Source organism: Natrononativus amylolyticus, from assembly GCF_024362525.1.
GTDB lineage: Archaea > Halobacteriota > Halobacteria > Halobacteriales > Natrialbaceae > Natrononativus > Natrononativus amylolyticus.
Window position 1 is genome coordinate 888,440 of the sequence record NZ_CP101458.1, and the last position, 26,383, is coordinate 914,822.

Consider the following 26,383-nt stretch of genomic DNA (forward strand, 5'->3'; position numbering starts at 1 on the left):
CTACGTGACCGAGCGCCCATAACAGTGTGTTTCAACCGCCGGTTGCGGTCTCTCCGTCACTCGCGGTGTTTGTACCAGTGGGTCGCCGCCAGCGCGAGGAAGAAGCCGACCGCGGCGATGATCGCGATGGGAAGCGTGAGTTCGCCGCGGACGACGTACTGAAACCCCAGCAGTACCCCGAACATCACGATCGTCTGTACCAGAAACGACCCCCAGGGGAGCTCCGAGACGTCCATACCACTTCTGCCCGCAGCCGCCTGAAATAGCTACTGATCCCGAACCTGCGACCGGCTCCCGGCTCAGCGCGGCTCGTCGGCGATGGCGTACTGGAGGTGGACGTACTCGTCGAAGGTCATCGGTGCTCGCCGCTCGATCTTCTGCTGGATCTCCTTTGCGTCGAGGTCCGCCTCGACCGCGTTCGCGAGCGAGTCGACGTCGAGGATCGCCGTCGACATCCCGAGCAGGAGGTGTTCGCAGGCGATCTCGACGATCGTCTCCGGGTCGGGTTCGCCGTCTCCGAGCGCCTGAATCTCGGCGGCCTCCTCGAGGGCGAGGTCGGGGACGTCGCCGTCTCCGAGCGCCTCAAGTCGGTCGGCGTCGATCCCGGTCGCCGCGGCCGCCTCCTCGAGGCCGCGAGATGCGACGAGTCGGGACAGTTCGTCGTCGTACTCTCGACGCAGCGCCGCCGGGGACTCGGGGGCGGCCATCCGCTGCTCGTAGAACATACTCGAGGGGACGGGAGAGGCGCTGAAAGGCGTTACCATCGGCGGGGATCGGAACCGAAGATTTCAGTACCGGTCGTTCCTAAGCCACGGCCATGAACCCACTCAAGGACGACGATCCGCTTTCGCGACGGGTGTTTCTCGTCGGTACGGCCGCCGGGGCCGCCGCGGTCGGCGTGAGCGCGACGGCGCTCGCCCAGGAGGACGACGAGGAGAACGGCGACGACGAAGACGAGAACGGTGACGACGAGGACGAGGAAAACGGCGACGAGGAGGACGACGGTGACGGGGACGAAAACGGCGGCGGCGGCACCGAACACATCGAGATCGGCGACAACTACTACGAGCCCGAGTCGGTGACCGTCGAGCCGGGAACGACGGTCGTCTGGGAGTGGGTCGGTGATATCGACCACAACATCAACCCCACCTCCCAGCCCGACGACGCCGACTGGGAGGGTCACCCGGACCTCATTTCCGACGGCGAGTACGAGTTCACCTTCGACGTCGAGGGTGAGTACGCCTACACCTGCGACCCCCACCCCGGCATGGACGGAACGGTCGTCGTCGACCCCGACGGCGGCGGCGCCGCGGAGGGACCGGCGGAGGTCGTTCCCGACGCCGCCTGGACGCTCGTGATCGCGACCGTCGCGGGCATGGTGTCGACGCTGTCGCTCGTCTACTTCTTCATGCGCTACGGCGGCGAGTCCCAGTAAGGGACCGCCGGCGGTTCGTCGACCCTTCAGAGAAGCTTCGAAACCGCGTCGAGCACCTCGGTATCGAGGAAGATCACGACGTGGTCGCCGCGATGGAGGACCGTCTCCCCGCGCGGCGTGATCAACTCGCCGTCTCGAGTGATCGCCCCGATGACGACCCCGTCCGGGAGATCGGCCATCACGTCGCGGATCCGGTTTCCGTCCAGGACGCTATCGTCACCGACCTCGATCTCGAGGACCTCCGCGCGGTCGGACTCGAGGATCGCGACGTTCTCCGTCTTCTCCTCGCGGGTAAAGCGGGTGATCTCTTCTGCGGTGACGACCCGCGGGTTGACCGCGACGTCGACGCCGACGGTCTCGAAGAGTTCGACGTACTCGCCGTACTCGACGACGCCGACGGTGCGCTCGACGCCGATCCGCTTTGCAAGCAGCGAGACGAGCAGGTTCTTCTCGTCGCTGTCCAGCGTGGCGATAACGATGTCGGACTCGTCGACGTGCTCTCGAACCAGGAAGTCGATGTCCGTGGCGTCGCTCTCGAGAACGAGCGTGTTGGGCAGTCGCTCGGCCAGCTCTCGCGCCCGGTCGGGGTCGCGCTCGACGAGTCTCGGGGACAGTCCTTCAGCCTCGAACAGGCGGGCCGTCTGGAGGCCGATCTCGCTGCCGCCGACGATGACGATCTCGTCGGCGTCCTCGAGCGTCGGCGCGGGCGTGAGGTCGCTCGCGAAGCCGCGGACGCTGACCGACGAGCCAATGACGACGACGTTGTCGTGAGGGTCGATCACCGTCTCCCCTGTCGGGATCACGACGTCGCCGTTGCGGATGATCGCGGCGAACGTCAGCGACTCGAAGCGGTCGGCCTCCGACACCGTCTCGCCGGCGATCGGGCTGTCGGGGCGAACCTCGAACTCCGCCATGTGGACGAGCCCGTTCGCGAACGTCTCGACGTCGTGTGCGCCGGGGAGCCCGGCGATCCGGACGATCGTCTCGGCCGTGTGCAGGTCGGTACACACCATGAAATCCACACCGAACGCCTCCTCGGAGCGCTCCCAGGTTCGCAACAGGGTCGGCCGCTTCACCCGCGCGATCGTGAACGGGTCGTCGATCGTCTTCGCGGTACCGCAGACGACGATGTTCGTCTCGTCGCCGTCCGTGCTCGCGATGACCAGATCCGTCTTCTCGATCCCCGCTTCTTCGAGCGTCTCGAGGTCGGTGCCGTCGCCCTCGATCGCCAGCACGTCGAGGGAGTACGTGATCGACTCGACGCGCTCGGCGTCGCGGTCGACGACGACGACGTCGTGGTCGTCAGCGAGGCTCTCGGCGATGTTCGATCCGACCTCGCCCGCGCCGATAACGATCACGCGCACGACGGATTCACCCGCGCCATAGGCGACTCTTCTCGAGCGGATGGTAAGTGAGTTACCATCGGCTCAGCGCCGACAGCCGCCGTCACGGCGCCTCGTGAAGTGTGAGATCGACGGCGCGGGAGCGCCCCTCGACGTCTTCGACCAGCCGAGTGACCACCCGCTCGGCCTCCTCGAGCAGCTTCGGTTGGATCTTCCGGATTACCCACCCCATCGAGACGAACCGCGGCAGCGAGATCGCGCTCTCGTCGGCGGAGTGTGGGTCGTAGACGGCGTCGAAGTAGACGCGGCTGGCGGTCTCCTCGCCCTCGGGGGCCGACTCCGGCTCCGGCTCGACGCGCCACTCCCCGCGGGCGTCGAGATCCTTGATCAGCCGCCACTCGAGCGAGGTCGGCGCGGAGACGTCCGTGACCTCCGACCGGGCGGTGTAGGAGAGTTCCCACCAGGCGACCCGAAGGTCGTAAACGGGGCCGCTCGTGCCGCCGTCGGTCTGCTCGCTCCCGGCACCGTCGGCTCCGGCAGCCGCGCCGCTGGCCCCCGAATCGACCCGTCGAACCGCCTTCAGGTGCTCGCTGTATCGCGGGTAGTCGGGAAACGACTCGAGGTACGGAAACACCGCCTCGGGCTCGCGGTAGACGACCGTACTGACGAGGATTCGGTCCACACCCCCGATAGGGACGGATCCACAGTAAGGATTACCGTTCCGACAGCCCCCGCGGTCGGGGGCTGCGAGTCGGCAGCCTTCTATACCCGTCCCCGTCAACGAACGCTCATGCGAGACGTACTCATCGTCGGCGGCGGCGTCTCCGGCCTCGCCGCTGCGATCTTCACCGCCCGCGCGGACCTCGACACCCTCGTCGTCGACGGGGGCGAGTCGATCCTCGCGCGCAACGCCAGCCTCGAGAACTACCCCGGCTTCCCCGACGGGATCGACGCCCGACTCTACCTCCGACTCGTCCGCGAACAGGCGACGACTGCCGGTGCCGACTTCGAACTGGGGCGCGTAACCGCGGTGGAACCGAGAGACGAGGACGACCTCGAGGCCGGCTTCGTCGTCGAAACCGAAGGCGGCGAGCCGCTCGAGACCCGGCGGCTCATCGCTGCCTCCTGGTCGGACAGCGAGTACCTGGTCCCCCTCGACGTCGGCCGCGAGCAGCGCGGCAGCAAACACTTCGTCAGCGTCGACGAGGCCGGGCGAACGGCCGTCGACGGCATCTACGCCGCCGGTCGGCTGGCCGGCGAGCCCCACCAGTCGATCGTCGCCGCGGGCCACGGCGCGAAGGTCGCCCTCGCGGCGATCCACGACTCCGAGACCGCCTTCTACCACGACTGGGTCACCCCGGAGGGCTACTTCACCGGTCGCGACCGGGAGGTGCCACCCGCAACGGAAGAGATCGGCGACGACGAACGCCTCGAGCGGGACCGGCGGGCGCGCGAAACGATGCTCGAGTGGCTCGCCGAACCGCTCGAGGAGGAGCCGACAATGCACCCGAGCGTCGAGCGGTAACGGCCGCCGGCACGGACCGCCGATTCGTGACACGTCCCGCGTATCGACAGCCGCGCATCCTCTCGACTGACACCCGTACGTATTCGCGAGAAGGCGACGCCGTACCCTGGCGCTCAATCGGAAGACGGTCCGTTCCCGTCTCTACGACGGCGGAGACGGCAGGCGCTTCGCGGCGGGCGTCGCTACCGGACCACGCCGTCGAACGAGTCGACGCGGTTGGCTGCTGGCCGGTACTCGAGGACTCCGCCGTCGCTCAGCGCGGGCAGGTGCTGGTGGTGGAGCGTGATCGCCACCCGGTGGACGTCCGCCGGCCGTTCGCTCTCGGTGCCGCTTTCGCGCTCCGCAACCGCCAGCGCCAGCGCTTCGAGGTCGATGGGGGGAGGGCGCTCGTCGAGAATCTCGAGCAGAATTCGACGGCGCTTCGAGGCGAGGAGTCGGTGAAACTCCGACTCGGCGAGTACAACTGTTCCAGATCGGTCGCGCGGAGGATTACTCGATGAGTTGGACATAGGTCTTAGCTCCTCCCGTGAGAGGATACGCCACGTATGGGCGATGCGCTGATAGTCACCGTCCCTAAATCGATTGGTACGAGCCCGCCACAACGAGGGGGAACGGCGAGTTCGACGAGGGGGCCGCGGGTTCGGCCCGGTCCGAGCGAGGTACGGTCCGCAACGAGCCTCCACTTCCGGAGGGTTAAAGAGCGGTGGGCTGCTGGGCACCCTATGTCCTCGGGCTCTCTCACGAACGCTCTTCGTGAAACCCTCGCCCTGTTCGACGGGTCGGGCATCCCTCTGACGACGACCGAAGCGGCGGATCGCCTCGACCTCGGGCGGCGAAGCACCTACGAACGCCTGGAGCGACTCGTCGAGCACGGCGAACTCGAGACCAAGAAAGCCGGTGCCAGTGCCCGAATCTGGTGGCGAGCGCCGCGTGATCGTCGCCGGAACGGGAGCCGCGGAGACGACCCGCGAACCGCCCCCGCGGACGATCCACCGCTCGAGTTTCCGTCCGGCGGGGAAACGGGGGCTCGCATTCGCGAGATGGACTGGTCCGAGACGCCTCTCGGTCCGACGGCGGACTGGCCACAGAGCTTGCGAACGGCGGTCGACATGGTTGTTTCCACCGAGTTTCCGACCGTTCTCGCGTGGGGGTCCGATCTCACCTGCATCTACAACGACGCCTACGACCGGCTCCTGGGCGAGAACTCCGAGGCGCTCGGACGGCCCTTTCACGAAGTCTGGTTGTCGGCCGACGGCGGAGACTCCCCCGTAGAGAGGGCGCTCGCGGGCGAGGCGGTCCGCTTCGATACCGTGTCGGTTACGCTCGCGCACCGCGACGAGCCGGAAGAGGCGTACTTCGATATCTCCGCGGTTCCCGTGCGCGACGAGGCCGGGTCGGTCGTCGGCGTCCGTACCACCGCGATCGAAACCACCGAACGGGTACGTGTCGAGGGGGAGTTACGCGAAAGCGAGGAGCGGTTACGGCTCGCGCTGGAGGCCGGCGAGATCGGCGCCTGGGAACTCGATCTCCGGACCGAAGCGTCGCCCGTCCGCTCGCCGCAACACGACCGGATCTTCGGCTACGAGGAGCCGATCGACGACTGGAGTTTCGAGCGGTTCCTCGAGCACGTCCACCCGGACGATCGAGAGCGCGTCGAAGGGAGTTTCGAGGCAGCGTTCCAGTCCGGCGACTGGTCGTTCGAGTGCCGAATCGTTCGCACCGACGGCGTCCAGCGGTGGATCGAGGCCCGCGGCGAGTTCTACTTCGACGACGAGGGCGAACCCGTCCGGGCGGTCGGCAACGTTCAGGACGTCACGGCGCGAAAGGACCGCGAGCGCGCCCTCGAGGAGAGCCGACGGCAGTACCAGACGCTCATCGATAACTACCCCAACGGAGCGGTCGCTCTCGTCGACGAGGAGTGCCGGTACGTTTCCTTCGGTGGCAGGCTGGAAGGCGATACGGACGTGCCGAGAGCGGAACTCGAGGGCGAACGCGTTCGCGACGTCCTGCCGCCGGAGATCGAAGACGTCGTCGCCCCGCGCTACGAGGCCGCGCTCGACGGCGAACCCTCGACATTCGAGGATACGATAGACGACAGGGTCTACCAGTTTCACTTCGTCCCCGTGCGTGACGACGACGGCGACGTCTTCGCCGCCACGGCGATGTCACAGGACGTCACCAGACGGAAAGAGCGCGAAAAACTCCTCTGGGAGACCAAGTCACAACTCGAGGCCGCGACCGAGGCCGGTGCCGTCGGTACCTGGGAGTGGCACATCCCCGAGGACCGGTTCGTCGCGGGCGCGTCGTTCGCCCGGATGTTCGGTGTGGACCCGGAAGCGGCCCGGACCGGCGTTCCGATCGATCGGTTCGTCTCCGCTATCCACGAGGACGACCGCGAGCGAGTCGAACGCAGCGTCGAGTCGGTCGTAGCGACGGGCGGGGAGTACAGGGAGGAATACCGCGTCTGGAACGCGGACGGCAACGTCCGATGGGTGGTGGCCCGCGGCTCCGTCGAGTGCGACGACGACGGGAATCCCGTGACGTTCCCCGGGGCGCTCGTCGACATTACGGAGCGGAAACGAGCCGAGAAGGAACTCGAGCGACACCGCAACCAGCTCGAGGCGCTGAACAGCCTACACGAGGTCGTCCGTGACATTACGGACGCGGTCATCGAGCAGTCCTCGCGCGAAGAGATCGAGGAGACGGTGTGTGAACGCCTCGCCGCGTCGGACTCGTACGAGTTCGCGTGGATCGGCGACGTCGACGTACAGTCGCAGGCGATTACCCTGCGGGCCGAGGCAGCGGTCGACGGCACCCTGAACGACGCCACGATCCCCGTAAATCGGGACGGCGAGTGGCACCGCGAGCCGGTGGAACGGGCGATCTCGCGGCGCGAGATGCAGGTGGCCCGTGACCTCGAGTTCGATCACGATTCCGGATCCGCATCCACCGCCGCGATCCCGGTCGTATACGAGGACACCCTCTACGGCGTGTTGGCCGTCTACGCGGATCGACCGAACGCGTTCACCGACGACGAGCGGTCGGTGATCGGTCAACTCGGCGAGATCATCGGTCACGCGATCGCCGCCATCGAGCGCCAGCGCGCCCTGATGAGCGACGAAGTCATCGAACTCGAGTTCACGATCGGGGACTTCTTCGGAGCGATCCACGGTCTCGAGGCCGTCGACGGGACGATCACGCACGACCGGGCGGTCCCGGCCGGCGACGGCGTGTTCCTCGAGTACGGTACCGCGACGGAGGACGCGATGGCGGCGATCGAGACGCTGGTCGACGCCGAGAGCGTCCCTCACTGGGAGTCGGTACACGCCCTCCGAATCGACGGCGACGCGACCCACTTCGAACTGCGGCTGGTCGACCCGCCGATGTTTTCGACCATCACCGCGTACGGCGGCTCCATCGACGAGGCGCGGATCGAGGACGGCGACTACTACATGCGGCTCCACCTTCCGCCGAGCACGAACGTTCGCCGGATCGTCGATTCGATTACGGAGACGTATCCGAGGATCGAGCTCGTTAGCCAGCGACAGGTGGACCGCGACCGGAAGCCCGCGACGGGGCCACAGAGCGCCTTCTTCGAGCGACTGACGGACCGCCAGCGGGCGGCGCTCGAGGCGGCCTACTACGCCGGCTACTTCGCGTGGCCTCGAGACACCAACGGCGAAGAAGTGGCCGACTCGCTCGGCATTTCCGCAGCGACCTACCACCAGCACCTCCGAAGCGCCCAGCGAAAGCTCCTCCGGGTGGCGCTGGACGACCGGGGATCAGACTGAACCCCCGGTGAGAACGGTCTGAGCCGGCGAACGTCACCGAAACCCCCGCGCAGTGTGACCCGTGTGCGTCGCAGAGACGCCGAGACGACCGTCGACGCGGCTCACGACGAGAACGCGCCCGCCGCGACCGCCTCCATCGCCACCCAGCAGTTCGAAAGCGGGTGGTAGCCGGGCTCGACCTCGACGCCGCGGTTCGGCCCGTCCCGCGAGCCGTCCCGAGCCACCCGCTCGTACCAGTTGCCGTAGCGCGGGTTGATCAGGTTCTCCGTCGCGTACGCCCAGAGGCGGTCGTACCACTCCCCGTACGTCGGGTCTCGAGCCGCGAGCAGCGCGCACGCGCCGATCGCCTCCGCGTGTACCCAGCCGTACTTGTCGGCGACGACCGGTTCACCGCTCGCCTCGACGGTGTAGCAGAGTCCGCCGTGCTCGTCGTCCCAGCCGCGGGTGACAGCAGCGTCGAACAGTTCGCGGGCGCGGGTCTCGAGCCACCCCTCCGAACGGTGTTCGGCCAGCAACAGCAGGAGCTTCGCCCACTCCGCGTGGTGGCCTGGCTGGTAGCCCCAGGGCCGGAACCGGTCTGCGGGCTCCTCGCGGTTGTACTCGAGGTCCGGCTCCCACTCCTCGGTGAAGTGCTCCCAGAGCAGGCCGTCCGTTTCCGACGCCCCCTCCCGAACGACGGCATCGGCGACGGCGAGGGCGCGCTCGAGGAACCGCTCTCTCCCCGTCGCCTCGTAGGCGGCGAGGTACGCCTCGCAGGCGTGCATGTTCGCGTTCTGGCCGCGGTAGGGCTCGACGGTTCCCCAGTCGGCCGTCGCCTGATCGGCGAACCGATCGTACTCGGGGTCCCAGAAGCGGCTCTCGAGCACGTCGGCGGCCCGCTCGAGGGTTTCGAGGCCGCCAGAAATCCCGACCTGATGGGCGCGGGCGCCCGCGAGAAGGACGAAGGCGTGGCCGTAGGCGTATCGCGTGGCGTCGACCGTCTCGCGCCCCTCGAGCAGCCAGTCGTAGCCCTCCTCGTCGGAATCCCAGTGGGCGGTCTCGAGGAAGCTCATGCCGTGTTCGGCCGCAGCGCGACACCAGCCGGGGCCGTCGGCGAGCACGCCGAGGCTAAAGTTGTGGATTCCGCGCGCGGTCGCGACGAGGTGTCTCGAGCGCGGGTCGTAGACGTACCCCTCCCGCTCGTCGAGCTGAGCGACGTAGCCGCCGATCGCGGTGTCGATACAGTCCGGATAGTAGAAGTTCAGGACGTCTCGAAACTGGTGGCGAAGGCCTCGTTCGGTACGATAGATGGTCACGGATGAGCCGTCTCCCGCCAGTCACAAAGCGGTTCAGGTCCGTGTTTGCCCGTCCGCGCCGCACCGTCGTCTCGCCAATATTAAAGCCTCCGCGGGGGCAATACGGCACGAATGCTCGAGGGAGTCAACGTCGCACTCGGGGTGACGGGGTCGATCGCCGCGGTCAAGACGGTCGAACTCGCCCACGAACTGCGACGACACGGCGCGTCGGTCAGGGGCGTGATGACGGGCAGCGCGCAGGGAATCATCCACCCCTGGGCGCTCGAGTTCGCGACGGACGAGCCGGTCGTCACCGAGATCACGGGCGCGGTCGAACACGTCGACCTCTGTGGCTACGACGGGTGGGCCGACGTACTGCTGATCGCCCCCGCGACGGCGAACACGGTGGGGAAGATCGCCGGCGCGGTCGACGACACGCCCGTCTCGACCTGTGCGACGACCGCCCTGGGCGCGGGGATGCCGGTCGTGATCGCACCCGCGATGCACGAGCCGATGTACGACCACCCCGGCGTGCTCGAGGCCATCGACCGCGTCGAGTCCTGGGGCGTCGAGTTCGTCGAGCCGCGACTCGAGGAGGGGAAGGCGAAGATCGCCACCGAGGAGGCGATCGTCGCAGGCGTCGCACGCGCGTCGGGAGAGCGCCCGCTCGCGGGCGAACACGTCGTCGTCACGAGCGGTGCGACCACCGAAACGATCGACCCCGTGCGCGTGCTGACCAACCGCTCGTCGGGGAAGATGGGCCGAGCGGTCGCACGGGCATGCTACGTTCGCGGGGCCGAGGTCACCCTCGTCCACGACGGTCCGGACGTCCCGTATGCCGAGGTTCGAACCGTCGAGTCGGGCGCGGAGATGCTCGAGGCGACCGCGGAGGCCTGCGAAACCGCCGACGCGCTCGTCTCCGCGGCCGCGATCAGCGACTACACGATCGAGGCCAGCCCGGAGAAGATCCGCTCGGGCGAGGAGTTGACCCTCGAGTTCGACCCGGCGCCGAAGCTGATCGACGAGATCCGCGAGCGCCACCCGGAGCTACCGATCGTCGGCTTCAAGGCCGAGACCTCCGGCGAGGACGAGGCGATGATCGAGGCGGCCCGGGAAACCCTAGAGCGCGTCGACCTCGCGTTCGTCGTCGCCAACGACGCGAGCGTGATGGGCGAGGAGCGCACCCGGGCGCTGCTGGTCCACGCCGAGAGCGCCGCGGCGTACGAGGGGACGAAGGCGGGACTCGCCGCGGAGATCGCCGACTCGATAGCGGTCGTCCTCGAGTGAGGTGATTCGCGCGCCGAAGCATGGCCGTCAAGGGAATTATATAGGTGGCGACCCTCCGGTGAGGTAACCAGTCGTGGATCGGGATCGTCCCGCTCGCTGAGATGATGACGAAGATGAGCACGAACGTTCAGGCGCAGTCGAAACCGCTCTCGAAGGGCGAAATTTTCGAGGTCCTTCGCAACCAACGGCGCCGGTACGTCCTCCAGTTTCTGAAACAGGACGGGCGGCCGACCGAGCTCGGCGACCTCGCCCAGCAGGTCGCCGCCTGGGAGTACGACACCGTCCCCGAGAAGGTGACCCCCGAACAGCGTAAGCGCGTCTACACGACGCTCCAGCAAACCCACCTCCCGAAGATGGACGAGGCCGGCATCCTGCTGTTCGACTCCGACCACGGCATCATCGAGCCGACCGACCGGACCGACGACATCAGCGTCTACCTCGAGATCGTCCCCGGTCGGGAGTTCGCCTGGCGCGAACTGTACCTCTCGCTCGGGGCGACCAGCTGTGCGCTCGTCGCGGCGCTCTGGATGGGGATCTACCCGCTGACGCTGCTGTCGGAGCTGATCTGGGCGACGATCATCGCCGTGACGGTCACCCTGACGGCGGCCGCACACATCTACCACGAGCGAAACATGCGTCTGGGCCACGGCGAGCAGCCGCCGGAACTCAGCTATCGCGAGGAGTGACCCCGCCGGAAGACGCGTCGACACGCGCCAGCGTGGCAGTAAACACCGCACTGCCGGGCGTATCGTCAGCTTTTACTCGCTCACCGCACGACCCACGACATGGATCAGTTGAAGCAGTCCCTGCTCGAGGCGCCGATCATCGAGAAGAACGGTTACCACTACTTCGTCCACCCGATCAGCGACGGCGTCCCCAAACTCGACCCCGGACTGCTGCGAGAGATCGTCATCCGGATCATCCGCAAGGCCGAACTCGAGGAGGTCGACCGGATCGTCACCCCCGCGGCGATGGGCATTCACATCTCGACGGCGGTCTCGCTGATGACCGACATCCCGCTGACCGTCATCCGAAAGCGCGAGTACGGCCTCCCGGACGAGGTCGCCATCTCCCAGCAGACGGGGTACTCGAAAAACGAGATGTACATCAACGACGTCCGCGAGGGCGAGAAGGTGCTCGTCCTCGACGACGTGCTCTCGACCGGCGGCACCCTCGCAGCGGTGCTCGAGGCGCTCGACGAGATCGGTGCGGAGGTCATCGACACCGTCGCCGTCATCAAGAAGGAAGGCGGCGAGAACAAGGTCGCCGACGCCGGCTACCACGCGAAGACGCTGATCAACGTCGACGTCGTCGACGGCGAGGTCGTCATCGTCGACGAGCAGGGCGACGACTGAGCCGGTTCTCGAGTTCTCAGACGGTCTGCTGTGCCGATGTCCCGGCACAGTCGCAGGGCAGTTCGCGGCTGTGCCGGAACTGACGGACAGGGGTCCGTATTACTGATCGTTCGTCGCCGAGAGCGGTTCGACGCGAAACACGTAGTCCGGGTAGGCGCCGTCGAGATTCGTCGGGTGTTCCTCGGCGGTGTGTGCCCGGCATAGTGTGGCCACTGCTTCGACGGCTCCCTGTCCGGTCTCCTCCTGGTATCGCTCGCGCACGACGAACGCGGCGGGTTCGTCACAGTCGCGCCGGTGGCACTCGCGGGTGGTGGTGGTCGTCATCCCGTTCGGAGACGAGGACGCGAAGCGCCAATAATCTGGTTGCCTTCGAGGCACCGGAGCCTCGAGTGGACCCCGAAAAGCTATCACGGTCACAACACGTTACTCGAGTGTGTTCCCTCCCGTTCGCCGCCTCCGGGAAGCGCTAACCGCCCCCTCGTGGGCCGCGATTCGACTCGGAGTAGTCGCCGGCGTCGTCCACGCGGCCGCCGTCCTGTGGGTGGGTGCGTTCGTCCGCCAGCAGTCGGTCTGGACGCGCTACTACCCCGCCCAGCCATCGGCCGCCCTCGTCACGGCGTACGTCGTCTTCGGACTCGTCGTCCTCGGCGGCGTCGCCGCCGTCCTCCTCGTTCACGGCCGGCTCGTGACGCCCGCGGCCGCCCTCCTCGTCGTGTTCTCGTGGGCCACCTACCGGAGCTGGCAGTCATTCGAGGCCGCCCGCGAGGCCGGCGTCACACCCGGCGTCACGCTCCGCCCTGACGCCGCGTACCTCTTCTTCTGGTTCGTCCCGCTCGCGCTCGCGCTGCTCGTCGGCGCGCTCGAGTACGCGCTCCGGACCGGTCTGGGCGGGTGGTTCGACGGGCGGCGTCTCGAGTGACGAGGTGCTCGTGATTGTTCGCGTCGAAACGTAGCGGGAGGTAGATTTGAACCACGGTCGCAGCGAAGCTGCTCCCTGGTTCAAATCTACTCGTCGTATTTTCGACGCTCACCGCACTCGTCACTCCGTTCCTCGTGATTGTTCGCGTCGAAAAGTAGCGGGAGGTAGATTTGAACTACCGATCTGCGGGTTATGAGCCCGCCGGAATCTCCTGGCTATCCCATCCCGCTGGCTCTTCCTAACCCGGTTCGGTAGTTAAGGGTTGTGATTCGGATGCCGTATGCGGGTTTCTATCGCCCGCTGCGGTGGACCTTCCAGGTGTAGAGGCTCTCGAAGGTGTAGTTGACGAAGAAGCCGATTCCGATCCCGATCACGTTCGCCGCCAGATACCAGACGCCGAAGCCGTAGACGAGAACCGCGAGCACGCTCAGGCTCACCAGAAGCCCCGCGAGCCGGACCAGGTTCGAGCGCAGAAATCGCCGTCCGAGCGCTCGAGAGCCCGACTTGCCGTGCGAGTCGAACGTCCAGCGCTCGTTGACGACGAAGATGACGGCGATCGCCAGCTCCCAGGCGATCACCTTCGCGAGCACCGGTCCGAGAACCGTCAGCTCGACGAGCAGGACGAGAACGGCGTTGTCGACGGTCGCGCCGACGAAGCCGACCGAGGCGAACTGGGCGAAGCGTTCGCTCGAGCGCAGGGCGGCGAGCCGGGAGCGGACGACCGCCGCGAGGGAGTCGGTCATCGTCGGGGTGGTGTCGACTGCTCGTCGCTCGAGTCGTCGACCGGTTCTCTGCGTTGGCGCTCCATTCGAGGCTCCTCGTCCGTACCCACCCCAGCCGACCGGTAAAGCGTTCCGGACGGGGGTGTCCTCGCCGCCCCGCGACGGTTTTCAGTCGGTCGTTCGCCCGGCCCATCGTCGAACCCGCCGGGTGCTGCCGACGACGAGTTCTCGAGCGACCGGGGCGCCGTCGTAGAGCCAGAGGAGCGTCGCCGCGAGGAGGAGCCCCAGCTGTGCCCACATGTACGTCGACGGATCGCCCGCGAGCAGTTCGTGCCAGTACTCGCCGACCATCGCGGCGAACCGGTCGGTGAACCCGACCCGCCGCTCGTCGGCCTGAACGGGCGCGACCGGCCAGAGGACTCGCTCGAGTGGAAGGTGGCCGGCTTCAGCGTACGCCGGGAGCACGTCGGCCGGGAGGTGCAACAGGTAGCCGACTCCGAACGCGACGCCGACGCGAGGCCGGCCGAGCAGGCGGGCGCCCGTCCCGACGAGGAGGGCGAGGGGGACCGCGAAGAAAACGGAGTGGCCGAGCGCGTAGCCGCTCTCGAAGACGCCGAACTCCCAGGCGAGTGGTTTGTCGATGAGGTCCGGGAGCACCGACGCGAACACGACGACGAGGGCCTCGAGCCCGCCCGGCGACTCCCGGTAGTAGAGGTGACAGAACAGCGAGTAGGCGAGATAGCCGACGACGGCGTGTTCCCACGGCCACATGAACGGCGGGTCGAACGCCGGACGGTTAGTTATCCGACGCCTGCCTCGCGGCGGCGAGCGTGAAGCACCGATGAGCGGCCACCAGAGCATCTCTCTCGACGGTATTCGGAGTGAAGCACCGGCGTCGGAGTCGGTGGCCGGTACGAACTGATTACCCGAACCGGCCCGAAGGTAATCACATCGTATCCGTCAGTCGACGCACTGCGTACGTCGGTCGTCGCGTCGCCGACGCCGAGCCGGGCTGGACGAGAGACGAATGGGACACGAGTCGACGGCGAAAGAGAGGAGAGGGGCGCTACCGGGGTGTCGATCCGCGGACCGCCGATCAAACGGTCAGCTCGCCGCGCCGCTGGACGACGGTCACGTCGGCAGCGTCGACCCGTTCGACCTCGAGGAAGTGTGGCATGAAGTTCCGCTTCGCGAAATCTTCGTACTCGGAGGCGTCGCCGATGGTACACCACAGCTGGACCCGGTCGGGGCCGTGCCACTCGCCGTTCCGGCTGATGCCGAAACAGACCAGTTCCTCCCCGTCGTGTTCGATGATGCCACCCTTTCGGACGCCGGGGTCCCCGTGGATGATGAGCCGCTTCATGGCCGACGATTCGAACGACGGGGAATTAAGCGCTTCGAAGGGGCTGCAGACGGACGCGGTCCGTCTCCCCACGGTGGCAGAACAGCCGTGAATAGTGGTCGTTGGTGAGAGCTTAACAGTCTCTTTGCCCGGATTATACGCCCGTTTTCCGCGTTATCGGTGTAATAAGAAAAACACCGATCGTGGTCGTCCCCCGCGATGACGGATCAACTCGAGCGGATCACGACGGGAACCGCCGGCCTCGACGAGGTGCTCGACGGCGGACTGATCGCAAACCGGAGCTACCTGGTTCGCGGCGACCCGGGGACGGGAAAGACCATGCTCGGGTTGAACTTCCTGTGTGCCGGCCTCGAGAACGGCGAGACCTCGCTGTTCGTCAACCTCGAGGAGGCAGAGCGTGACGTCCGCCAGAACGCGGCCGTCGTCGGGATGGATCTCGAGGACGTCCACTTCCTCGACCTGAGCCCCGACTCGGAGATGTTCGTCGAAAACCAGTCGTACGACATCTTCGAGCCGAGCGAGGTCGAACAGGAGTCGCTGACCGATTCGATCACCGAGCGGATCGAGTCCGTCGACCCCGACCGGGTGTTCATCGATCCGATGACACGACTCCGGTACATCACCTCCGACGAGTACCAGTTCCGCCAGCAGGTGATCGCGTTCACGCGATACGTCAAAGATCAGGGGGCGACGGTCCTCTTTACCTCCCAGAACACCGCGTACTCGACGGACGACGACCTGCAGTTTCTCACTGACGGAACGATCGACCTGCGGAACGATCCGATAGGCCGCCAGCTAACGGTGCCGAAGTTTCGCGGCTCGGACACGCTCGGCGGGGTTCACACGATGCGGATCAGAGACGACGGGATCCACGTCTACCCTGAGATCAATCCCGAGAATCACGCCCGGGAGGTCCCCCGTGAGACGCTCTCGGTCGGCGTTCCCGAACTCGACGAGCTGTTGTGCGGCGGCATCGACCGCGGCACGATCACCGTCGTCACCGGGCCGACCGGCGTCGGGAAGACGACGACCGGCAGCCAGTTCATGAAGGAAGCCGCCGGCCGGGGCGAGCGCTCGAGCATCTACATGTTCGAGGAGACCAAACGGATCTTCCTCGAGCGGAGTACGGCGATCAACATCCCCGTCGAGCAGATGATAGACCAGGGAACGCTCAACGTCACGGAGGTCGGGTCGTTCGAGCTCTCCCCGCAGGAGTTCGCCCAGCGCGTCAAACACGACGTCGAGGAGAACGACACCTCGGTCGTGATGATCGACGGGATCAACGGCTACCTGCTCTCCCTGCGGGGCGACAGGGACGCGCACATTCGAAAGCTCCACACGCTCTGTCGGTACCTGCGGAATATGGGCATCACCGTCATCCTCGTCGAGGAGGTCGGCTCGGTCACCGGCGAGTTCGAGGTGACCCAGGCGGACATCAGCTACCTCGCCGACAACATTATTTTCCTGCGTCATCTCGAGGTACACGGCGAGATGCAGAAGGCGATCGGGGTGTTGAAAAAGCGCACGGGCGACTACGAGCGCACGCTGCGGGAGTTTTCGATCTCCGAACACGGGCTGAAAGTCGGCGAACCGCTCACCAACCTGCGCAACATCCTCTCCGGACAGCCGAATACGATCAGATCGGCGGAGGAACGGTCGAATGGCTAACGACGACCCGTCGGACGATCGGACGCTCGCGATCATCCTCGCGATCAGCAAGCGAGAGCGAAACGTCGAGTTACTCGCCGAGCTGTTAGAGCGTCTGGGGTATCGCGTCCCCGTCGCCACGGACATGGACGAGTTCGACGAACTGCTCGAGACGCGAGACGACGTCGCGCTCGTCGTCCTCGACATCGACGGCTTCTCGAAGACCGTTCTCGACCGGTGTGCCGAACTTAAAGACCGGGGCGTCCCGGCGCTCGTGTTGACCTCGAACGACACGCCGGCCGTCCGCGAGAGGGCGATGAGCAAAGGCGCGCGGGCGATCCTCGAGAAACCGGTCGAGAAGGCCGAGATCAGGGCCACGATCGAGGGCGTGTTGTAACCCCGAGACCGCGCGACAGCCGCCAGCGGCGTGGCCAGCGGTGTCACGCGCGGTCCACCGACGAACCAAACGGGTTTTAAACAGCCGTACCATAGCCCACCTCAAGAGAACCCATGCAGATGCCACGTCGATTCAACACGTACTGCCCGCACTGTAAGGAACACCACGAGCACGAGGTCGAGAAGGTCCGCTCGGGGCGCTCCTCGGGCATGAAGTGGGACGCTCGCCGAACCCGTCGAAACAAGAAAGTGATCGGGAACGCCGGTCGCTTCTCGAAGGTCCCCGGCGGCGACAAACCCACGAAGAAGACCGATCTCAAGTACCGCTGTGGCGAATGCGGCAAGGCCCACCTCCGCGAGGGATGGCGCGCCGGCCGACTCGAGTTCCAGGAGTGATTCAGATGGCAGGAAGTTTCTACAACGTCCGCTGCGGTGACTGCGAGAACGAACAGATCGTCTTCGGCAAGGCCTCCACCGAGGTCGCCTGCGCCGTCTGCGGGACGACCCTGGCCCGCCCGACCGGCGGAAAGGCCGAAATCGACCACGAGATCACGGAGACCGTCGAAGCACGATGAAGTACAGCGGCTGGCCCAACACCGGTGAACTCGTCGTCGGCAAGATCGACGAAATCGAGGACTTCGGCGTCTTCGTCGACCTCGAGGAGTACCAGGACAAGCGCGGCCTCATCCACATCTCAGAGGTTGCCAGCGGGTGGATCAAGAACGTCCGCGACCACGTCCGCGAGGGCCAGATCGTCGTCTGTAAGGTGCTCGACGTCGACGAATCCCACGAACAGATCGACCTCTCGTTGAAGGACGTCAACGACCACCAGCGCTCCGATAAGATCCAGGACTGGAAGAACGAACAGAAGGCCGACAACTGGATGGAGCTGGCCTTCGGCGAGGAGATCGGCGACGAGGAGTACATCTCGATCGCGAACGAGCTTCTGGGCGCCCACGGCAGCCTCTACGACGGCTTCAAGCAGGCCGCGATCCACGGCGAGGAGGCCCTCGAGGAGACCGACCTCACAGACGAGGAGCGCGCGGTGATCGTCGAAACCGCCCGCGAGAACGTCTCGGTGCCGTACGTCAACGTCACCGGCTACGTCGACCTGGAGAACGCCTCCCCGAGCGGCGTCGACGGCATCCGAAAGGCCCTCGAGGCCGCGGGAGGAAACGGCGACATCCCCGAAGAGGTCGAGCTCGACGTGACCTACGTCGGCGCACCCGAGTACCGGATCAAGGTCCGCGCGCCGAACTACAAGACCGCCGAGTCCCACCTCGAGTCGAGCGCCGAGCGCGCCATCGCCGCGATCGAAGCGGAGGGTGGCTCCGGTGCGTACCACCGCGAGCGACACACCGACGACGAGTAACGGGGCTCGAACGACCGACGAATGAAATCGGATATCCGGGTCTGTTCGGCGTGGCGCGAAACCCACGAGCGCCCGGTCTATACTCTTTCTGACAGCTGTCCCGACTGCGGAGCCGACGCCGAGAACAGCGCTCCCGCGCCGCTGAACCCCGAAGACCCCTACGGCGAGTACCGACGCGCTCTTAAGCGTCGCAATCGCTGATACGGTATGGACGAACTCGACATCGAGGCGGTCGCGGAGGCCGACCTCGAGGACCCCGTCTTCGTCGAGGGGCTGCCGGGCGTCGGCCACGTCGGAAAGCTCGCCGCCGATCACATTCTCGAGGAGCTCGCCGAGGAGAGCACGCTCGTCCGCCGGCTCTACTCCCGGGAGTTCCCGCCGCAGGTGTCCATCGAGGACGGCGTCACCGACCTCACCTGCGCGGAGATCCACGCCGTCTCGGTTCCCGACGGCCGCGACCTGCTGGTGTTGACCGGCGACCACCAGGCCCAGACCAACGAGGGCCACTACGTGCTCACCGACGCCTTCCTCGACGTCGCCGAGGAGTTCGGCGCCGGCGAGCTGTACGCCTTAGGCGGCGTTCCGACCGGCGAACTCATCGACGAGTACGCCGTCCTCGGCGCGGTCACCCGCGAGGAGCGGATCGAGCCCCTCGAGGACGTCGGCGTCGAGTTCCGCGAGGACGAACCCGCCGGCGGGATCGTCGGCGTCTCCGGGCTGTTGCTCGGACTGGGCAAGCGCCGCGGGTTCGAGGGCGCCTGCCTGATGGGCGAGACCAGCGGCTACCTCGTCGACCCGAAGAGCGCCCGCGCCGTCCTCGAGATCCTCGAGGCGGTCCTCGAGTTCAGCCTCGAGTACGAGTCCCTCGACGAGCGGGCCGACGAGATGGAGGACGTCATCGGCAAGATCCGGGAGATGGAACAACAGCAGCAGGCGATGGACGTGCCGACGGACGACGACCTTCGGTACATCGGCTGAGACTCGCGAACCCGCTCCTCGGAAACCGCGGCCGGCGAACGATTCTTTATTGCTCACGGCCTAGAACGGCGCGTGCCAGAGACCGTCGTCGATGCGATCCCGCCAGCCGTTCTCGCGGGGCTGGCCCTGGGTGCGATCTTCACCGTTTTCGCCGCGGCGCTGTTTCTCCTCGGCGAGCGGCTGTTCCCCAGCCGGAGCGCCGCGACGACGCGGACGTACTCGAGCGAGGACCGACGGCGCACGGAGATCCGCGACTACCTGGGGGAGATCGGCGAGCGCTACGCCGAGGACCACCCGATCGCCGGGACGACGGTGGCGTTCTACCTCCCCGAGCGCGACGTCGCGGTCACGTTCGACGCCCACGACTTCTTTCGGATCCAGAATACTACCGACACGTACGTCGTCCTCTGTGAACACGAGATGCCGGGGCCGCACCTCGGCGGGCGGCTCCCATTCGAGGTGCCCGAACTCGAGTCCGGGCCGACGGACTTCCAGGAGACGATCCGGCTGGCCTACGAGGCGCTCGGTCTGCCGACGACGGCGACGCGAGACGAGATCAAGTCGGCCTACCGCCGGCAGGTAAAGGAGGTCCATCCGGACCACGGCGGCGACAGGGAGTCCTTCCGACGGGTCCAGGAGGCGTACGTGACGGCCAAGGAGCACGCCGACTGATCGGTCGCAGTCTCCTATTCAGTTCTCGAGTCGACGCGAGTCAGCCCTCGAGTACCTCGTAGGCGACATCGCCGTCGCGAAGGACGTCGGTCACCCGTCCGACGGCGTCGGTCGTCGCGACGACGGTGACCCGGAGGCCGCGTTCGGCGGCGTCGGCGGCGACGTCGCCCGCGGCGAACGTGGTCGTCGGCTCGACGCCGGCCGCCCGGCAGGCGACGGCCGCCTCGACGCCCGTCGCACAGACGAGATCCGCGCCCGCACAGACGTCCGCGACCGTCCCGTCGTCGATCGCCCGGCTCCCGCCCGCGCGAACGCTCGGCACCTGCTGGACCGTGACGGTTCCCGGCTCGAGGTCGATCACCCCCTCGAAGCTCGTGACGCCGACGTCGGTTCCCTCGGCGGCGTCAGTCGTCGCCACGCCGGTGGCCGGCCCCGAGCCGCCGGGGCTGGCGTGGAGTAAGCCGTCTCGCAGGGAGAGCGAGACGACGTCGCCCTCCTCGAGATTCGCAGTGGCGATCGCGGCGTCCTCGCCCATCGCCCCGAGGACGTCCTCGGTGACGTGGTCGGCGTAGCGGCGGACGTCGCCCGTCGCCTGGAACAGCCAGTCGACGCCCTCCTTGGTGACCCGATAGCGCGAGCGCCCCTCCTTCTCGACGAGGCCGTCGTCGATCAGCGACCGGATGTACTCGCTGACGGCCTGGCTCGTGACGCCGACTTCCTCGGCGATCTCGCCCTGGCTGACGGCGGGCTGGCGCTCGGCGATCTCGACGAGGATGCGAAACCGAGTCGCGGCGCGTTTGTTGTCGAGGACGTCGACCATGTCCACCGTGTTCGTGACCCAGGGCAAAAACGCCGCGGTCTCGAGCGCCGAACGCGGCCGCCGGATCGGGCGATACGCGCGGCCCACTAAAACGGAACACAGGTGAGGCGTCAGGTTGATATCTCGAGAGTCCGTCGGTTTCCCTAGATATGCCGTCCCCGCCCTCGCCGTCTCCCGCACCGTCGGGCATCGGTCCCGACCTGCTCGCGGCGAGTCTCGCCCCGGCGATGGCGACCGCCGTCTCGCTGACGGACGCCCTCGCGTGGGTCGCGATCGGAACGTTCGCGCTCGCCTTCGTCTTCCAGTGGCGAGGAGGGTCCGACACCGCGCGACACGTCGCCGCGGTCGCCTGGGTGCTGTTCGGCGTCTTCTGGGTCACGATGGTGCCGTACTACTACGGCGAGGCCCGGAGCCCGCTCCAGACGATCCTCGCGCTCGCGGCGCTGCCGCTGTGTCTCTACACGGGCTACCTGCTCGCCCGGGGCCGGGAGTCGCTGCTGTTGCTCTCGAAGGCCGTCGCGATCATGGGGCTGATCTACCTCCCCGCGGAGACGATCCCGTTCGTCCGCCAGTGGCTCATCGAGACGACCGCCGCCCAGACCCACTGGGGGATGGAACGGCTCGGTCACAGCCCCGGCCTGAGCGAGGGGCCCGAGTACGGCTACATGAGTCGCTTCGACTTCGACCCCGACGAGACCGTCACCGGCCGGACGACCTACATCATCATGGCCTGTACCGGGATCGGGAGCATGGCGATCTTCGGCGGCCTCACCGCCGCCGTGAAGGCCCCCTTCAGGCGGAAGGCGACCGCGTTCGCCCTCGCGATCGGCGTCATCTGGATCCTCAACTTCTTCCGGAACGTCTTCATCGGACTGGCCTCGCCGTGGGGCTGGTTCCAGTACGAGCCGCTGATCTACGTCGCCACGGAGTGGATGGGCGCCCCGGCGAACCAGACGTCGTTCCTCGTCGCCCACAACTTCATCGCCCAGTTCCTCTCGATCTTCGCACTGGTCGGCATCACCTACCTCGTGATCAGGATCCTCCCCGAGGTGCTCGCGGTCTTAGAGGACGTCCTCTTCGTGCTCACGGGCACCGAGTACGACCTCGAGGCGGCCGTCGGCGCCGAGGTCCGGACCGACGGCGCCGGCGACGAACGATGACCGCCGACCCGGTTCCGTTCGAGTTCCTCGAGCGCGCGCTGTACCTTCCGGCGGCGGAGGGGCTCGTCCTCGCGGACGTCCATCTCGGGCGGGCCGCCGCCTCGAACGTCGACGCGCCGCTCGACGACGCCCGCGACGTCCGCGAGCGACTCGAGGGACTGCTCGAACGTACCACCCCGGAGACCGTCGTGATCGCGGGCGATCTGCTGCACTCGTTTTCGCACGTTCCTCGCGGCGTCGAAGCGGAGGTGTGCGACCTCGAGGCGACCGTCGCCGACGCTGGTGCTCGACTGGTCGTCACGCCGGGAAATCACGATACGATGCTCGAGTCGGTGTTCGACGGCGAGGCGACCCCCGAGTGCCGGCTGTCCGACGGCGAGACCGTGGTCTGTCACGGCCACGAGGCGCCGTCGCTCGACGCCGAGCGGTACGTCGTCGGCCACGACCACCCCGCGCTGTCGGTCGACGGGCGAAAGCTTCCGTGTCTCCTCTACGGGCCGGACGCGTACCGGGGGGCGGACGTGGTGATGCTGCCGTCGTTCACCCGCCTCGCCGGCGGCGCGACGGTGAACGGCATGCGGTCGGGAGACTTCCAGACGCCGCTCGCCGACGGCGTCGGCGACTGGCACCCCGCGATCCGGGACGAATCCGCGGGCGAGACGCTCTGGTTTCCGCCGCTGGGAGAGTGTCGACGGCTGCTGTGATATACGCTCGGTCGTGGTCCGTTCAGGTCGACACGAAACGGCGATGGACAGCGATTAGTCGCCGTAGGAGCAACGGCCGCTATGGAGACGACGGACGCATTCACCGGGCTCGAGTGCATCGACTGCGGGGCGACGTTCGACGCGGAAGAGGGAAGCCACCGCTGTGGCGAGTGCGGCGGAATCCTCGATCCGCGCTACGACTACGGCGCGGTCGACCTCGACCGCGAGACGCTCGCCTCGCGGCCGTTCGACTCGATGTGGCGCTACGAGGAGCTACTCCCGTTCGCCCGCGAGTCGGCGGTGACGATGGACGAGGGAGCGACCCCGCTCGTCGAGTGTCCGAAACTCGCCGACGAACTCGGCGTCGAGCGGGTCGTGTTCAAGGACGAGGGGCGCAACCCGACGGGGACGTTCAAGGACCGCGGTCAGACGGTCGCGATGACGGCGGCGGTCCAGCACGGGGCGACCGACGTCGCGCTGGCGTCGGCGGGCAACGCCGGGCAGGCCGCCGCGGCCTACGCCGGACGGGCGGACATCGACTCCCACGTCTTCCTCCCCGCGCGGGCGGGCTTTACGAACAAGGCCATGGTCAACGTCCACGGCGGCGACATGACCGTCGTCGGCGGGCGGATCACGGATGCCGGAGCGGCCTACGCCGACGCGATGGCCGAACACGACGACTGGTACTCCGTGAAGACGTTCGAGACGCCGTACCGCCACGAGGGCAAGAAGACGATGTTCTACGAGATCGCAGAACAGCTCGAGTGGGAGACGCCGGACGCCATCGTCTACCCCACCGGAGGCGGGGTCGGACTCGTCGGAATGCACAAGGCCGCAAAGGAGCTCCGCGAGCTGGGGCTGATCGACGAACTGCCGGCGCTGTACGCCGCCCAGGCGACGGGCTGTCAGCCGATCGTCGAGGCCTTCGAGTCGGGTTCCGAGGTTCACGAGGCCGTCGAGCATCCGGACACAATTTGCGGCGGCATCGAGATCCCCGACCCCGGCGCGAGCCCCTGGATCCTCGAGGCGCTGCGCGAGAGCGGCGGCGGCGCGGTGGCGACGGACGACGAGGAGATCCTCGAGGCCGCCATCGCGGTGGCGAAGGGAGAGGGTCTCGAGATGGCGCCCACCTGCGCGGCGGCCGCCAGCGGCGCGTGGGAACTCGGCGAGCGCGGCGAGTTCGAGGGCGACGAGACGGTCGTCATCCTCAACACGGGCACCGGAAACAAGGACGCCGACGTGCTTCGCAGCCACCTGATGGGCAAGGGGATCTGAGCAAGGGTTCGTCGACGGGGAATCCAGGCTGAAACTCGTTGGCACACCGCCCCAAACGCTTTTCGCCCGCCCCCCGTCGACAGCCGCATGGACGCCGAGGAGTACTTCGACGACGTGGCCGCCTTCTACGACGCGGTCTACCGCCAGCAGGCCGACAGCGGCGACGTCGCCTTCTACCGCGAGATCGCCCGCGAGGTCGACGGCTCCGTACTGGAGGTCGGCTGTGGGACGGGTCGGATCTACCTCGAACTCCGCCGTGACGGCGTCGACGCGTACGGCATCGACGTCTCGACGGGAATGCTCGAGGTGCTCCGGGAGAACGCGACCGAGGCGGGGCTCGAGTCGCGCGTCCGGGCGGCCGACGTCAGGTCGTTCGAGCCCGAACGCGAGTACGCGCTGGTGATCGTCCCGTTTCGGGCGTTCTTACACCTCCTCGAGACGGACGAGCAGCTGGCGGCGCTCGAGTCGATCCACGACGCGCTGGCTCCCGGCGGGCGGCTGGTACTCAACGCCTTTACGCCGAACTTCGAGGTGATCTGCGAGCGGTACGGCGAGTGCGAGGAGCGCGACCTCGAGGTCGACGGCCGGTCGTACACCTACCGGGTTCGGTCGGAACTGGCCGACGAGGTCGAGCAGTACACCCGGATCCGATCCGTCGTTCTCGACGCCGACGATCGGGTCGTCCTCGAGCGCGAGACACGGATCGCCCTGCTCTCGAGACGCGAGTTCGACCTGCTGTTCCGGCTGTCTCCGTTCGAGGAGTGGACGGTTTCGGGGGGGTTCGAGGGCGGTGATCTCGAGTCGGCGAGTCAGGAGATGGTGTGGACGGCCCGCCGAACGGCCTAAATCGGTCGTACGGCGATTCGCAGGGCTTTTGCTGGTTGTCGGGAAACGGGGCGGTATGACTGCGCCCTGGGACGACTGGAACCACATTCTGAAGCTCGATCCCGACAAGGATCTCCCCGACGGGGTCACGTACGGCGATCTCTGTGCGACCGGCACCGACGCCATCGAAGTCGGCGGCACGATGGGAATGACCGAGGAGAACATGACGGCCGTCATCGAGGCCTGCGCCGAACACGACGTGCCCCTCTACCAGGAGCCGTCGAACCCGAGCGTCGTCGTCGAGAACGACGCGCTCGCTGGCTACCTCATCCCGACGGTGTTCAACGCCGGCTCGCCGTTCTGGATCACCGGCGCCCACAAGGAGTGGGTCCGTCTCGAGGGCGACCTCGAGTGGGACCGCACCTGGATGGAAGCCTACATCGTGATGAACCCGGAGGCGGACGTCGCGACGCTCACGGAGGCCGACTGCGACCTCTCCGCCGAGGAGGTCGGTGCCTACGCGAAAGTCGCCGAGCGGATGTTCGGCCAGGAGATCGTCTACGTCGAGTACTCCGGTACCTACGGCGACGCGAACGTGGTCGCGGCCGCGGCCGGCTCCCTCACGGAGTCGACGCTGTTCTACGGCGGCGGCATCCACGACTACGACTCCGCCTACGAGATGAGCAGCCACGCCGACGTGATCGTCGTCGGCAACCTCGCCCACGACGAGGGCGTCGACGCCGTCCGCGAGACGGTGAAGGCCGCGAACGACGCGTCGTAGCCGAGCCGGGAAACCTGTCAGGCAATGGCCTAAACGGTTTTCGTCCTCCGTGGTACAGGGGGGTGTATGAGTCTCCTCGCGGAATACGAGGTCGCGGCGCCGTCGCTCTTTCTCACGCCCACGCTCGAGGCGGTTCCCGGCCTCGAGGTCGAGATCGAACGGCAGTTCGCCCTCGTCTCGTCACAGCCCGTCGCGTTCTGCTGGCTTCGGTACGGGAGCGTCGGGAGCGGCGACCGCGAGGCCCTCGAGCGCGCGGAAGCCGCACTCGAGGCCGACGCGACCGTCGAGGGGTTCGAGCGGGTCGAAGACGTCGACCGCCGCGCGCTGTACCGGGTCCGACGAAGCGAGAGCGACGTCCTCGAGACGTACGAGCAGTGGATGGCCGTCGGCGCGGAGTTGCTCCGGTGTCGCGGCAGCGGCGGCCGCTGGGAGGTCGAGATGCGGTTTCCCGATCGGGAGGCGTTCACCGCGTACTACTCGTTTCTCGAGGCCGCCGGAGTCGCCTTCGACTTACAGCGCCTCTCCGATGGCGCCGAGGCGGCGACCGACGACATCCTCACCGAGTCGCAGCGCGAAGCGGTGTGTCTCGCCTGGGAGCGCGGCTTCTTCGACGTCCCCCGGGAGACGACGCTCGAGGAGCTGGCGGTGGCGCTCGACATCTCCGATCAGGCGGTGAGCGAACGGCTGCGCCGGGGGCAGTCCCGGCTCGTCGAGGAGTACCTGTCCTGACGGGGGCAGC

General features: G+C 67.2%; 32 protein-coding genes and 1 tRNA gene. 21 read left to right on the top strand and 12 right to left on the bottom strand.

Annotated elements, in window-relative coordinates:
• Nucleotides 1-56: 56 nt before the first annotated feature.
• Together NMQ11_RS04495 and NMQ11_RS04500 are read right to left on the bottom strand one after the other, a co-directional pair.
• Nucleotides 57-236 (bottom strand): hypothetical protein, encoded by a 180-nt coding sequence (locus tag NMQ11_RS04495; RefSeq protein WP_255170208.1) that lies wholly within the window; start codon nucleotides 234-236, stop codon nucleotides 57-59.
• Between the two features lie 63 nt (nucleotides 237-299).
• Nucleotides 300-725 carry a DUF5791 family protein gene (locus tag NMQ11_RS04500; protein WP_255170209.1) on the bottom strand — a complete coding sequence of 142 codons (426 nt, stop codon included), beginning with the start codon at nucleotides 723-725 and terminating at the stop codon, nucleotides 300-302.
• A 92-nt stretch (nucleotides 726-817) separates the two neighbouring features.
• Between NMQ11_RS04500 and NMQ11_RS04505 the strand changes: the two genes are divergently transcribed.
• Nucleotides 818-1,435: a cupredoxin domain-containing protein gene (locus NMQ11_RS04505; protein WP_255170210.1), complete on the top strand. Its 618-nt coding sequence runs from the start codon at nucleotides 818-820 to the stop codon at nucleotides 1,433-1,435.
• Nucleotides 1,436-1,461: 26 nt separating this feature from the next.
• Here the strand turns inward: NMQ11_RS04505 and trkA are convergent, their stop codons facing one another.
• Together trkA and NMQ11_RS04515 are read right to left on the bottom strand one after the other, a co-directional pair.
• Nucleotides 1,462-2,799 carry a Trk system potassium transporter TrkA gene (gene trkA / locus NMQ11_RS04510; protein WP_255170211.1) on the bottom strand — a complete coding sequence of 446 codons (1,338 nt, stop codon included), beginning with the start codon at nucleotides 2,797-2,799 and terminating at the stop codon, nucleotides 1,462-1,464.
• A gap of 82 nt (nucleotides 2,800-2,881) precedes the next feature.
• Nucleotides 2,882-3,460: an SRPBCC family protein gene (locus tag NMQ11_RS04515; RefSeq protein WP_255170212.1), complete on the bottom strand. Its 579-nt coding sequence runs from the start codon at nucleotides 3,458-3,460 to the stop codon at nucleotides 2,882-2,884.
• A 108-nt stretch (nucleotides 3,461-3,568) separates the two neighbouring features.
• Here NMQ11_RS04515 and NMQ11_RS04520 point away from each other — a divergent pair, with 108 nt between their 5' ends.
• Nucleotides 3,569-4,303, top strand: a complete 735-nt coding sequence (locus NMQ11_RS04520; RefSeq protein WP_255170213.1) for an NAD(P)/FAD-dependent oxidoreductase — start codon at nucleotides 3,569-3,571, stop codon at nucleotides 4,301-4,303.
• 182 nt (nucleotides 4,304-4,485) lie between these two features.
• Here NMQ11_RS04520 and NMQ11_RS04525 read toward each other — a convergent pair whose 3' ends face one another.
• Nucleotides 4,486-4,812 carry a DUF7344 domain-containing protein gene (locus NMQ11_RS04525; RefSeq protein WP_255170214.1) on the bottom strand — a complete coding sequence of 109 codons (327 nt, stop codon included), beginning with the start codon at nucleotides 4,810-4,812 and terminating at the stop codon, nucleotides 4,486-4,488.
• 213 nt (nucleotides 4,813-5,025) lie between these two features.
• Here NMQ11_RS04525 and NMQ11_RS04530 point away from each other — a divergent pair, with 213 nt between their 5' ends.
• The gene (locus NMQ11_RS04530; protein WP_255170215.1) at nucleotides 5,026-8,094 is read left to right on the top strand and encodes a PAS domain-containing protein; all 3,069 of its coding nucleotides are present in this window, start codon (nucleotides 5,026-5,028) and stop codon (nucleotides 8,092-8,094) included.
• A 101-nt stretch (nucleotides 8,095-8,195) separates the two neighbouring features.
• Here the strand turns inward: NMQ11_RS04530 and NMQ11_RS04535 are convergent, their stop codons facing one another.
• Nucleotides 8,196-9,389 carry an AGE family epimerase/isomerase gene (locus NMQ11_RS04535; RefSeq protein ID WP_255170216.1) on the bottom strand — a complete coding sequence of 398 codons (1,194 nt, stop codon included), beginning with the start codon at nucleotides 9,387-9,389 and terminating at the stop codon, nucleotides 8,196-8,198.
• 111 nt (nucleotides 9,390-9,500) lie between these two features.
• On the opposite strand from NMQ11_RS04535, the gene coaBC reads away from it, so the two are divergent.
• From coaBC to hpt, 3 genes are all read left to right on the top strand, one after another.
• Nucleotides 9,501-10,655 carry a bifunctional phosphopantothenoylcysteine decarboxylase/phosphopantothenate--cysteine ligase CoaBC gene (coaBC, locus tag NMQ11_RS04540; RefSeq protein ID WP_255170217.1) on the top strand — a complete coding sequence of 385 codons (1,155 nt, stop codon included), beginning with the start codon at nucleotides 9,501-9,503 and terminating at the stop codon, nucleotides 10,653-10,655.
• A 113-nt stretch (nucleotides 10,656-10,768) separates the two neighbouring features.
• On the top strand, nucleotides 10,769-11,341 hold the full coding sequence (locus tag NMQ11_RS04545; protein WP_255170218.1) for a DUF7344 domain-containing protein: 573 nt from the start codon (nucleotides 10,769-10,771) through the stop codon (nucleotides 11,339-11,341).
• Nucleotides 11,342-11,440: 99 nt separating this feature from the next.
• Complete coding sequence (gene hpt, locus NMQ11_RS04550; RefSeq protein ID WP_255170219.1) at nucleotides 11,441-12,010, top strand: hypoxanthine/guanine phosphoribosyltransferase; 570 nt, start codon at nucleotides 11,441-11,443, stop codon at nucleotides 12,008-12,010.
• A 99-nt stretch (nucleotides 12,011-12,109) separates the two neighbouring features.
• Here the strand turns inward: hpt and NMQ11_RS04555 are convergent, their stop codons facing one another.
• On the bottom strand, nucleotides 12,110-12,334 hold the full coding sequence (locus tag NMQ11_RS04555) for a hypothetical protein (protein WP_255170220.1): 225 nt from the start codon (nucleotides 12,332-12,334) through the stop codon (nucleotides 12,110-12,112).
• 109 nt (nucleotides 12,335-12,443) lie between these two features.
• Between NMQ11_RS04555 and NMQ11_RS04560 the strand changes: the two genes are divergently transcribed.
• A complete protein-coding gene (locus NMQ11_RS04560; protein WP_255170221.1) occupies nucleotides 12,444-12,929 on the top strand; it encodes a hypothetical protein in 486 nt (161 codons plus the stop codon).
• A 155-nt stretch (nucleotides 12,930-13,084) separates the two neighbouring features.
• Here the strand turns inward: NMQ11_RS04560 and NMQ11_RS04565 are convergent.
• From NMQ11_RS04565 to NMQ11_RS04580, 4 genes are all read right to left on the bottom strand, one after another.
• Nucleotides 13,085-13,159 (bottom strand) — tRNA-Met (locus tag NMQ11_RS04565).
• A gap of 60 nt (nucleotides 13,160-13,219) precedes the next feature.
• On the bottom strand, nucleotides 13,220-13,672 hold the full coding sequence (locus tag NMQ11_RS04570; RefSeq protein WP_255170222.1) for a GtrA family protein: 453 nt from the start codon (nucleotides 13,670-13,672) through the stop codon (nucleotides 13,220-13,222).
• A 147-nt stretch (nucleotides 13,673-13,819) separates the two neighbouring features.
• Nucleotides 13,820-14,422: a metal-dependent hydrolase gene (locus NMQ11_RS04575; protein WP_255170223.1), complete on the bottom strand. Its 603-nt coding sequence runs from the start codon at nucleotides 14,420-14,422 to the stop codon at nucleotides 13,820-13,822.
• Nucleotides 14,423-14,747: 325 nt separating this feature from the next.
• A complete protein-coding gene (locus tag NMQ11_RS04580; RefSeq protein ID WP_255170224.1) occupies nucleotides 14,748-15,014 on the bottom strand; it encodes an HAH_0734 family protein in 267 nt (88 codons plus the stop codon).
• A 198-nt stretch (nucleotides 15,015-15,212) separates the two neighbouring features.
• Between NMQ11_RS04580 and NMQ11_RS04585 the strand changes: the two genes are divergently transcribed.
• The 8 genes from NMQ11_RS04585 (at nucleotide 15,213) to NMQ11_RS04620 (ending at nucleotide 20,079) form a co-directional block, all read left to right on the top strand.
• On the top strand, nucleotides 15,213-16,682 hold the full coding sequence (locus tag NMQ11_RS04585) for an ATPase domain-containing protein (protein ID WP_255170225.1): 1,470 nt from the start codon (nucleotides 15,213-15,215) through the stop codon (nucleotides 16,680-16,682).
• The gene (locus NMQ11_RS04590) at nucleotides 16,675-17,058 is read left to right on the top strand and encodes a response regulator (RefSeq protein WP_255170226.1); all 384 of its coding nucleotides are present in this window, start codon (nucleotides 16,675-16,677) and stop codon (nucleotides 17,056-17,058) included. The genes NMQ11_RS04585 and NMQ11_RS04590 overlap by 8 nt, the downstream gene beginning before the upstream one ends.
• Before the next feature lie 113 nt (nucleotides 17,059-17,171).
• A complete protein-coding gene (locus NMQ11_RS04595; RefSeq protein ID WP_255170227.1) occupies nucleotides 17,172-17,453 on the top strand; it encodes a 50S ribosomal protein L44e in 282 nt (93 codons plus the stop codon).
• A 5-nt stretch (nucleotides 17,454-17,458) separates the two neighbouring features.
• Complete coding sequence (locus NMQ11_RS04600; protein WP_255170228.1) at nucleotides 17,459-17,632, top strand: 30S ribosomal protein S27e; 174 nt, start codon at nucleotides 17,459-17,461, stop codon at nucleotides 17,630-17,632.
• Complete coding sequence (locus tag NMQ11_RS04605) at nucleotides 17,629-18,429, top strand: translation initiation factor IF-2 subunit alpha (RefSeq protein WP_255170229.1); 801 nt, start codon at nucleotides 17,629-17,631, stop codon at nucleotides 18,427-18,429. The genes NMQ11_RS04600 and NMQ11_RS04605 overlap by 4 nt, the downstream gene beginning before the upstream one ends.
• A 21-nt stretch (nucleotides 18,430-18,450) precedes the next feature.
• Nucleotides 18,451-18,630, top strand: coding sequence for an RNA-protein complex protein Nop10 (locus NMQ11_RS04610; protein ID WP_255170230.1), 180 nt, complete (start codon nucleotides 18,451-18,453; stop codon nucleotides 18,628-18,630).
• 6 nt (nucleotides 18,631-18,636) lie between these two features.
• The gene (locus tag NMQ11_RS04615; protein WP_255170231.1) at nucleotides 18,637-19,407 is read left to right on the top strand and encodes a proteasome assembly chaperone family protein; all 771 of its coding nucleotides are present in this window, start codon (nucleotides 18,637-18,639) and stop codon (nucleotides 19,405-19,407) included.
• A gap of 72 nt (nucleotides 19,408-19,479) precedes the next feature.
• Complete coding sequence (locus NMQ11_RS04620) at nucleotides 19,480-20,079, top strand: J domain-containing protein (protein WP_255170232.1); 600 nt, start codon at nucleotides 19,480-19,482, stop codon at nucleotides 20,077-20,079.
• Between the two features lie 40 nt (nucleotides 20,080-20,119).
• On the opposite strand, the gene NMQ11_RS04625 is transcribed toward NMQ11_RS04620, so the two are convergent.
• Nucleotides 20,120-20,899 carry a DUF7839 domain-containing protein gene (locus tag NMQ11_RS04625; protein ID WP_255170233.1) on the bottom strand — a complete coding sequence of 260 codons (780 nt, stop codon included), beginning with the start codon at nucleotides 20,897-20,899 and terminating at the stop codon, nucleotides 20,120-20,122.
• A 149-nt stretch (nucleotides 20,900-21,048) separates the two neighbouring features.
• Here NMQ11_RS04625 and artA point away from each other — a divergent pair, with 149 nt between their 5' ends.
• The 6 genes from artA (at nucleotide 21,049) to NMQ11_RS04655 (ending at nucleotide 26,373) form a co-directional block, all read left to right on the top strand.
• Nucleotides 21,049-22,059 carry an archaeosortase A gene (gene artA / locus NMQ11_RS04630; protein ID WP_255170234.1) on the top strand — a complete coding sequence of 337 codons (1,011 nt, stop codon included), beginning with the start codon at nucleotides 21,049-21,051 and terminating at the stop codon, nucleotides 22,057-22,059.
• Nucleotides 22,056-22,763 (top strand): metallophosphoesterase, encoded by a 708-nt coding sequence (locus tag NMQ11_RS04635; protein ID WP_255170235.1) that lies wholly within the window; start codon nucleotides 22,056-22,058, stop codon nucleotides 22,761-22,763. Before artA ends, NMQ11_RS04635 begins: the two co-directional genes overlap by 4 nt.
• A gap of 81 nt (nucleotides 22,764-22,844) precedes the next feature.
• Entirely contained in the window at nucleotides 22,845-24,038 is a 1,194-nt protein-coding gene (locus NMQ11_RS04640; RefSeq protein WP_255170236.1) for a threonine synthase, read from the top strand.
• A gap of 87 nt (nucleotides 24,039-24,125) precedes the next feature.
• Nucleotides 24,126-24,884, top strand: a complete 759-nt coding sequence (locus tag NMQ11_RS04645; RefSeq protein ID WP_255170237.1) for a class I SAM-dependent methyltransferase — start codon at nucleotides 24,126-24,128, stop codon at nucleotides 24,882-24,884.
• Between the two features lie 55 nt (nucleotides 24,885-24,939).
• A complete protein-coding gene (locus tag NMQ11_RS04650; RefSeq protein WP_255170238.1) occupies nucleotides 24,940-25,644 on the top strand; it encodes a phosphoglycerol geranylgeranyltransferase in 705 nt (234 codons plus the stop codon).
• 66 nt (nucleotides 25,645-25,710) lie between these two features.
• Nucleotides 25,711-26,373 (top strand): helix-turn-helix domain-containing protein, encoded by a 663-nt coding sequence (locus tag NMQ11_RS04655; protein ID WP_255170239.1) that lies wholly within the window; start codon nucleotides 25,711-25,713, stop codon nucleotides 26,371-26,373.
• The last annotated feature ends 10 nt before the right edge of the window (nucleotides 26,374-26,383 follow it).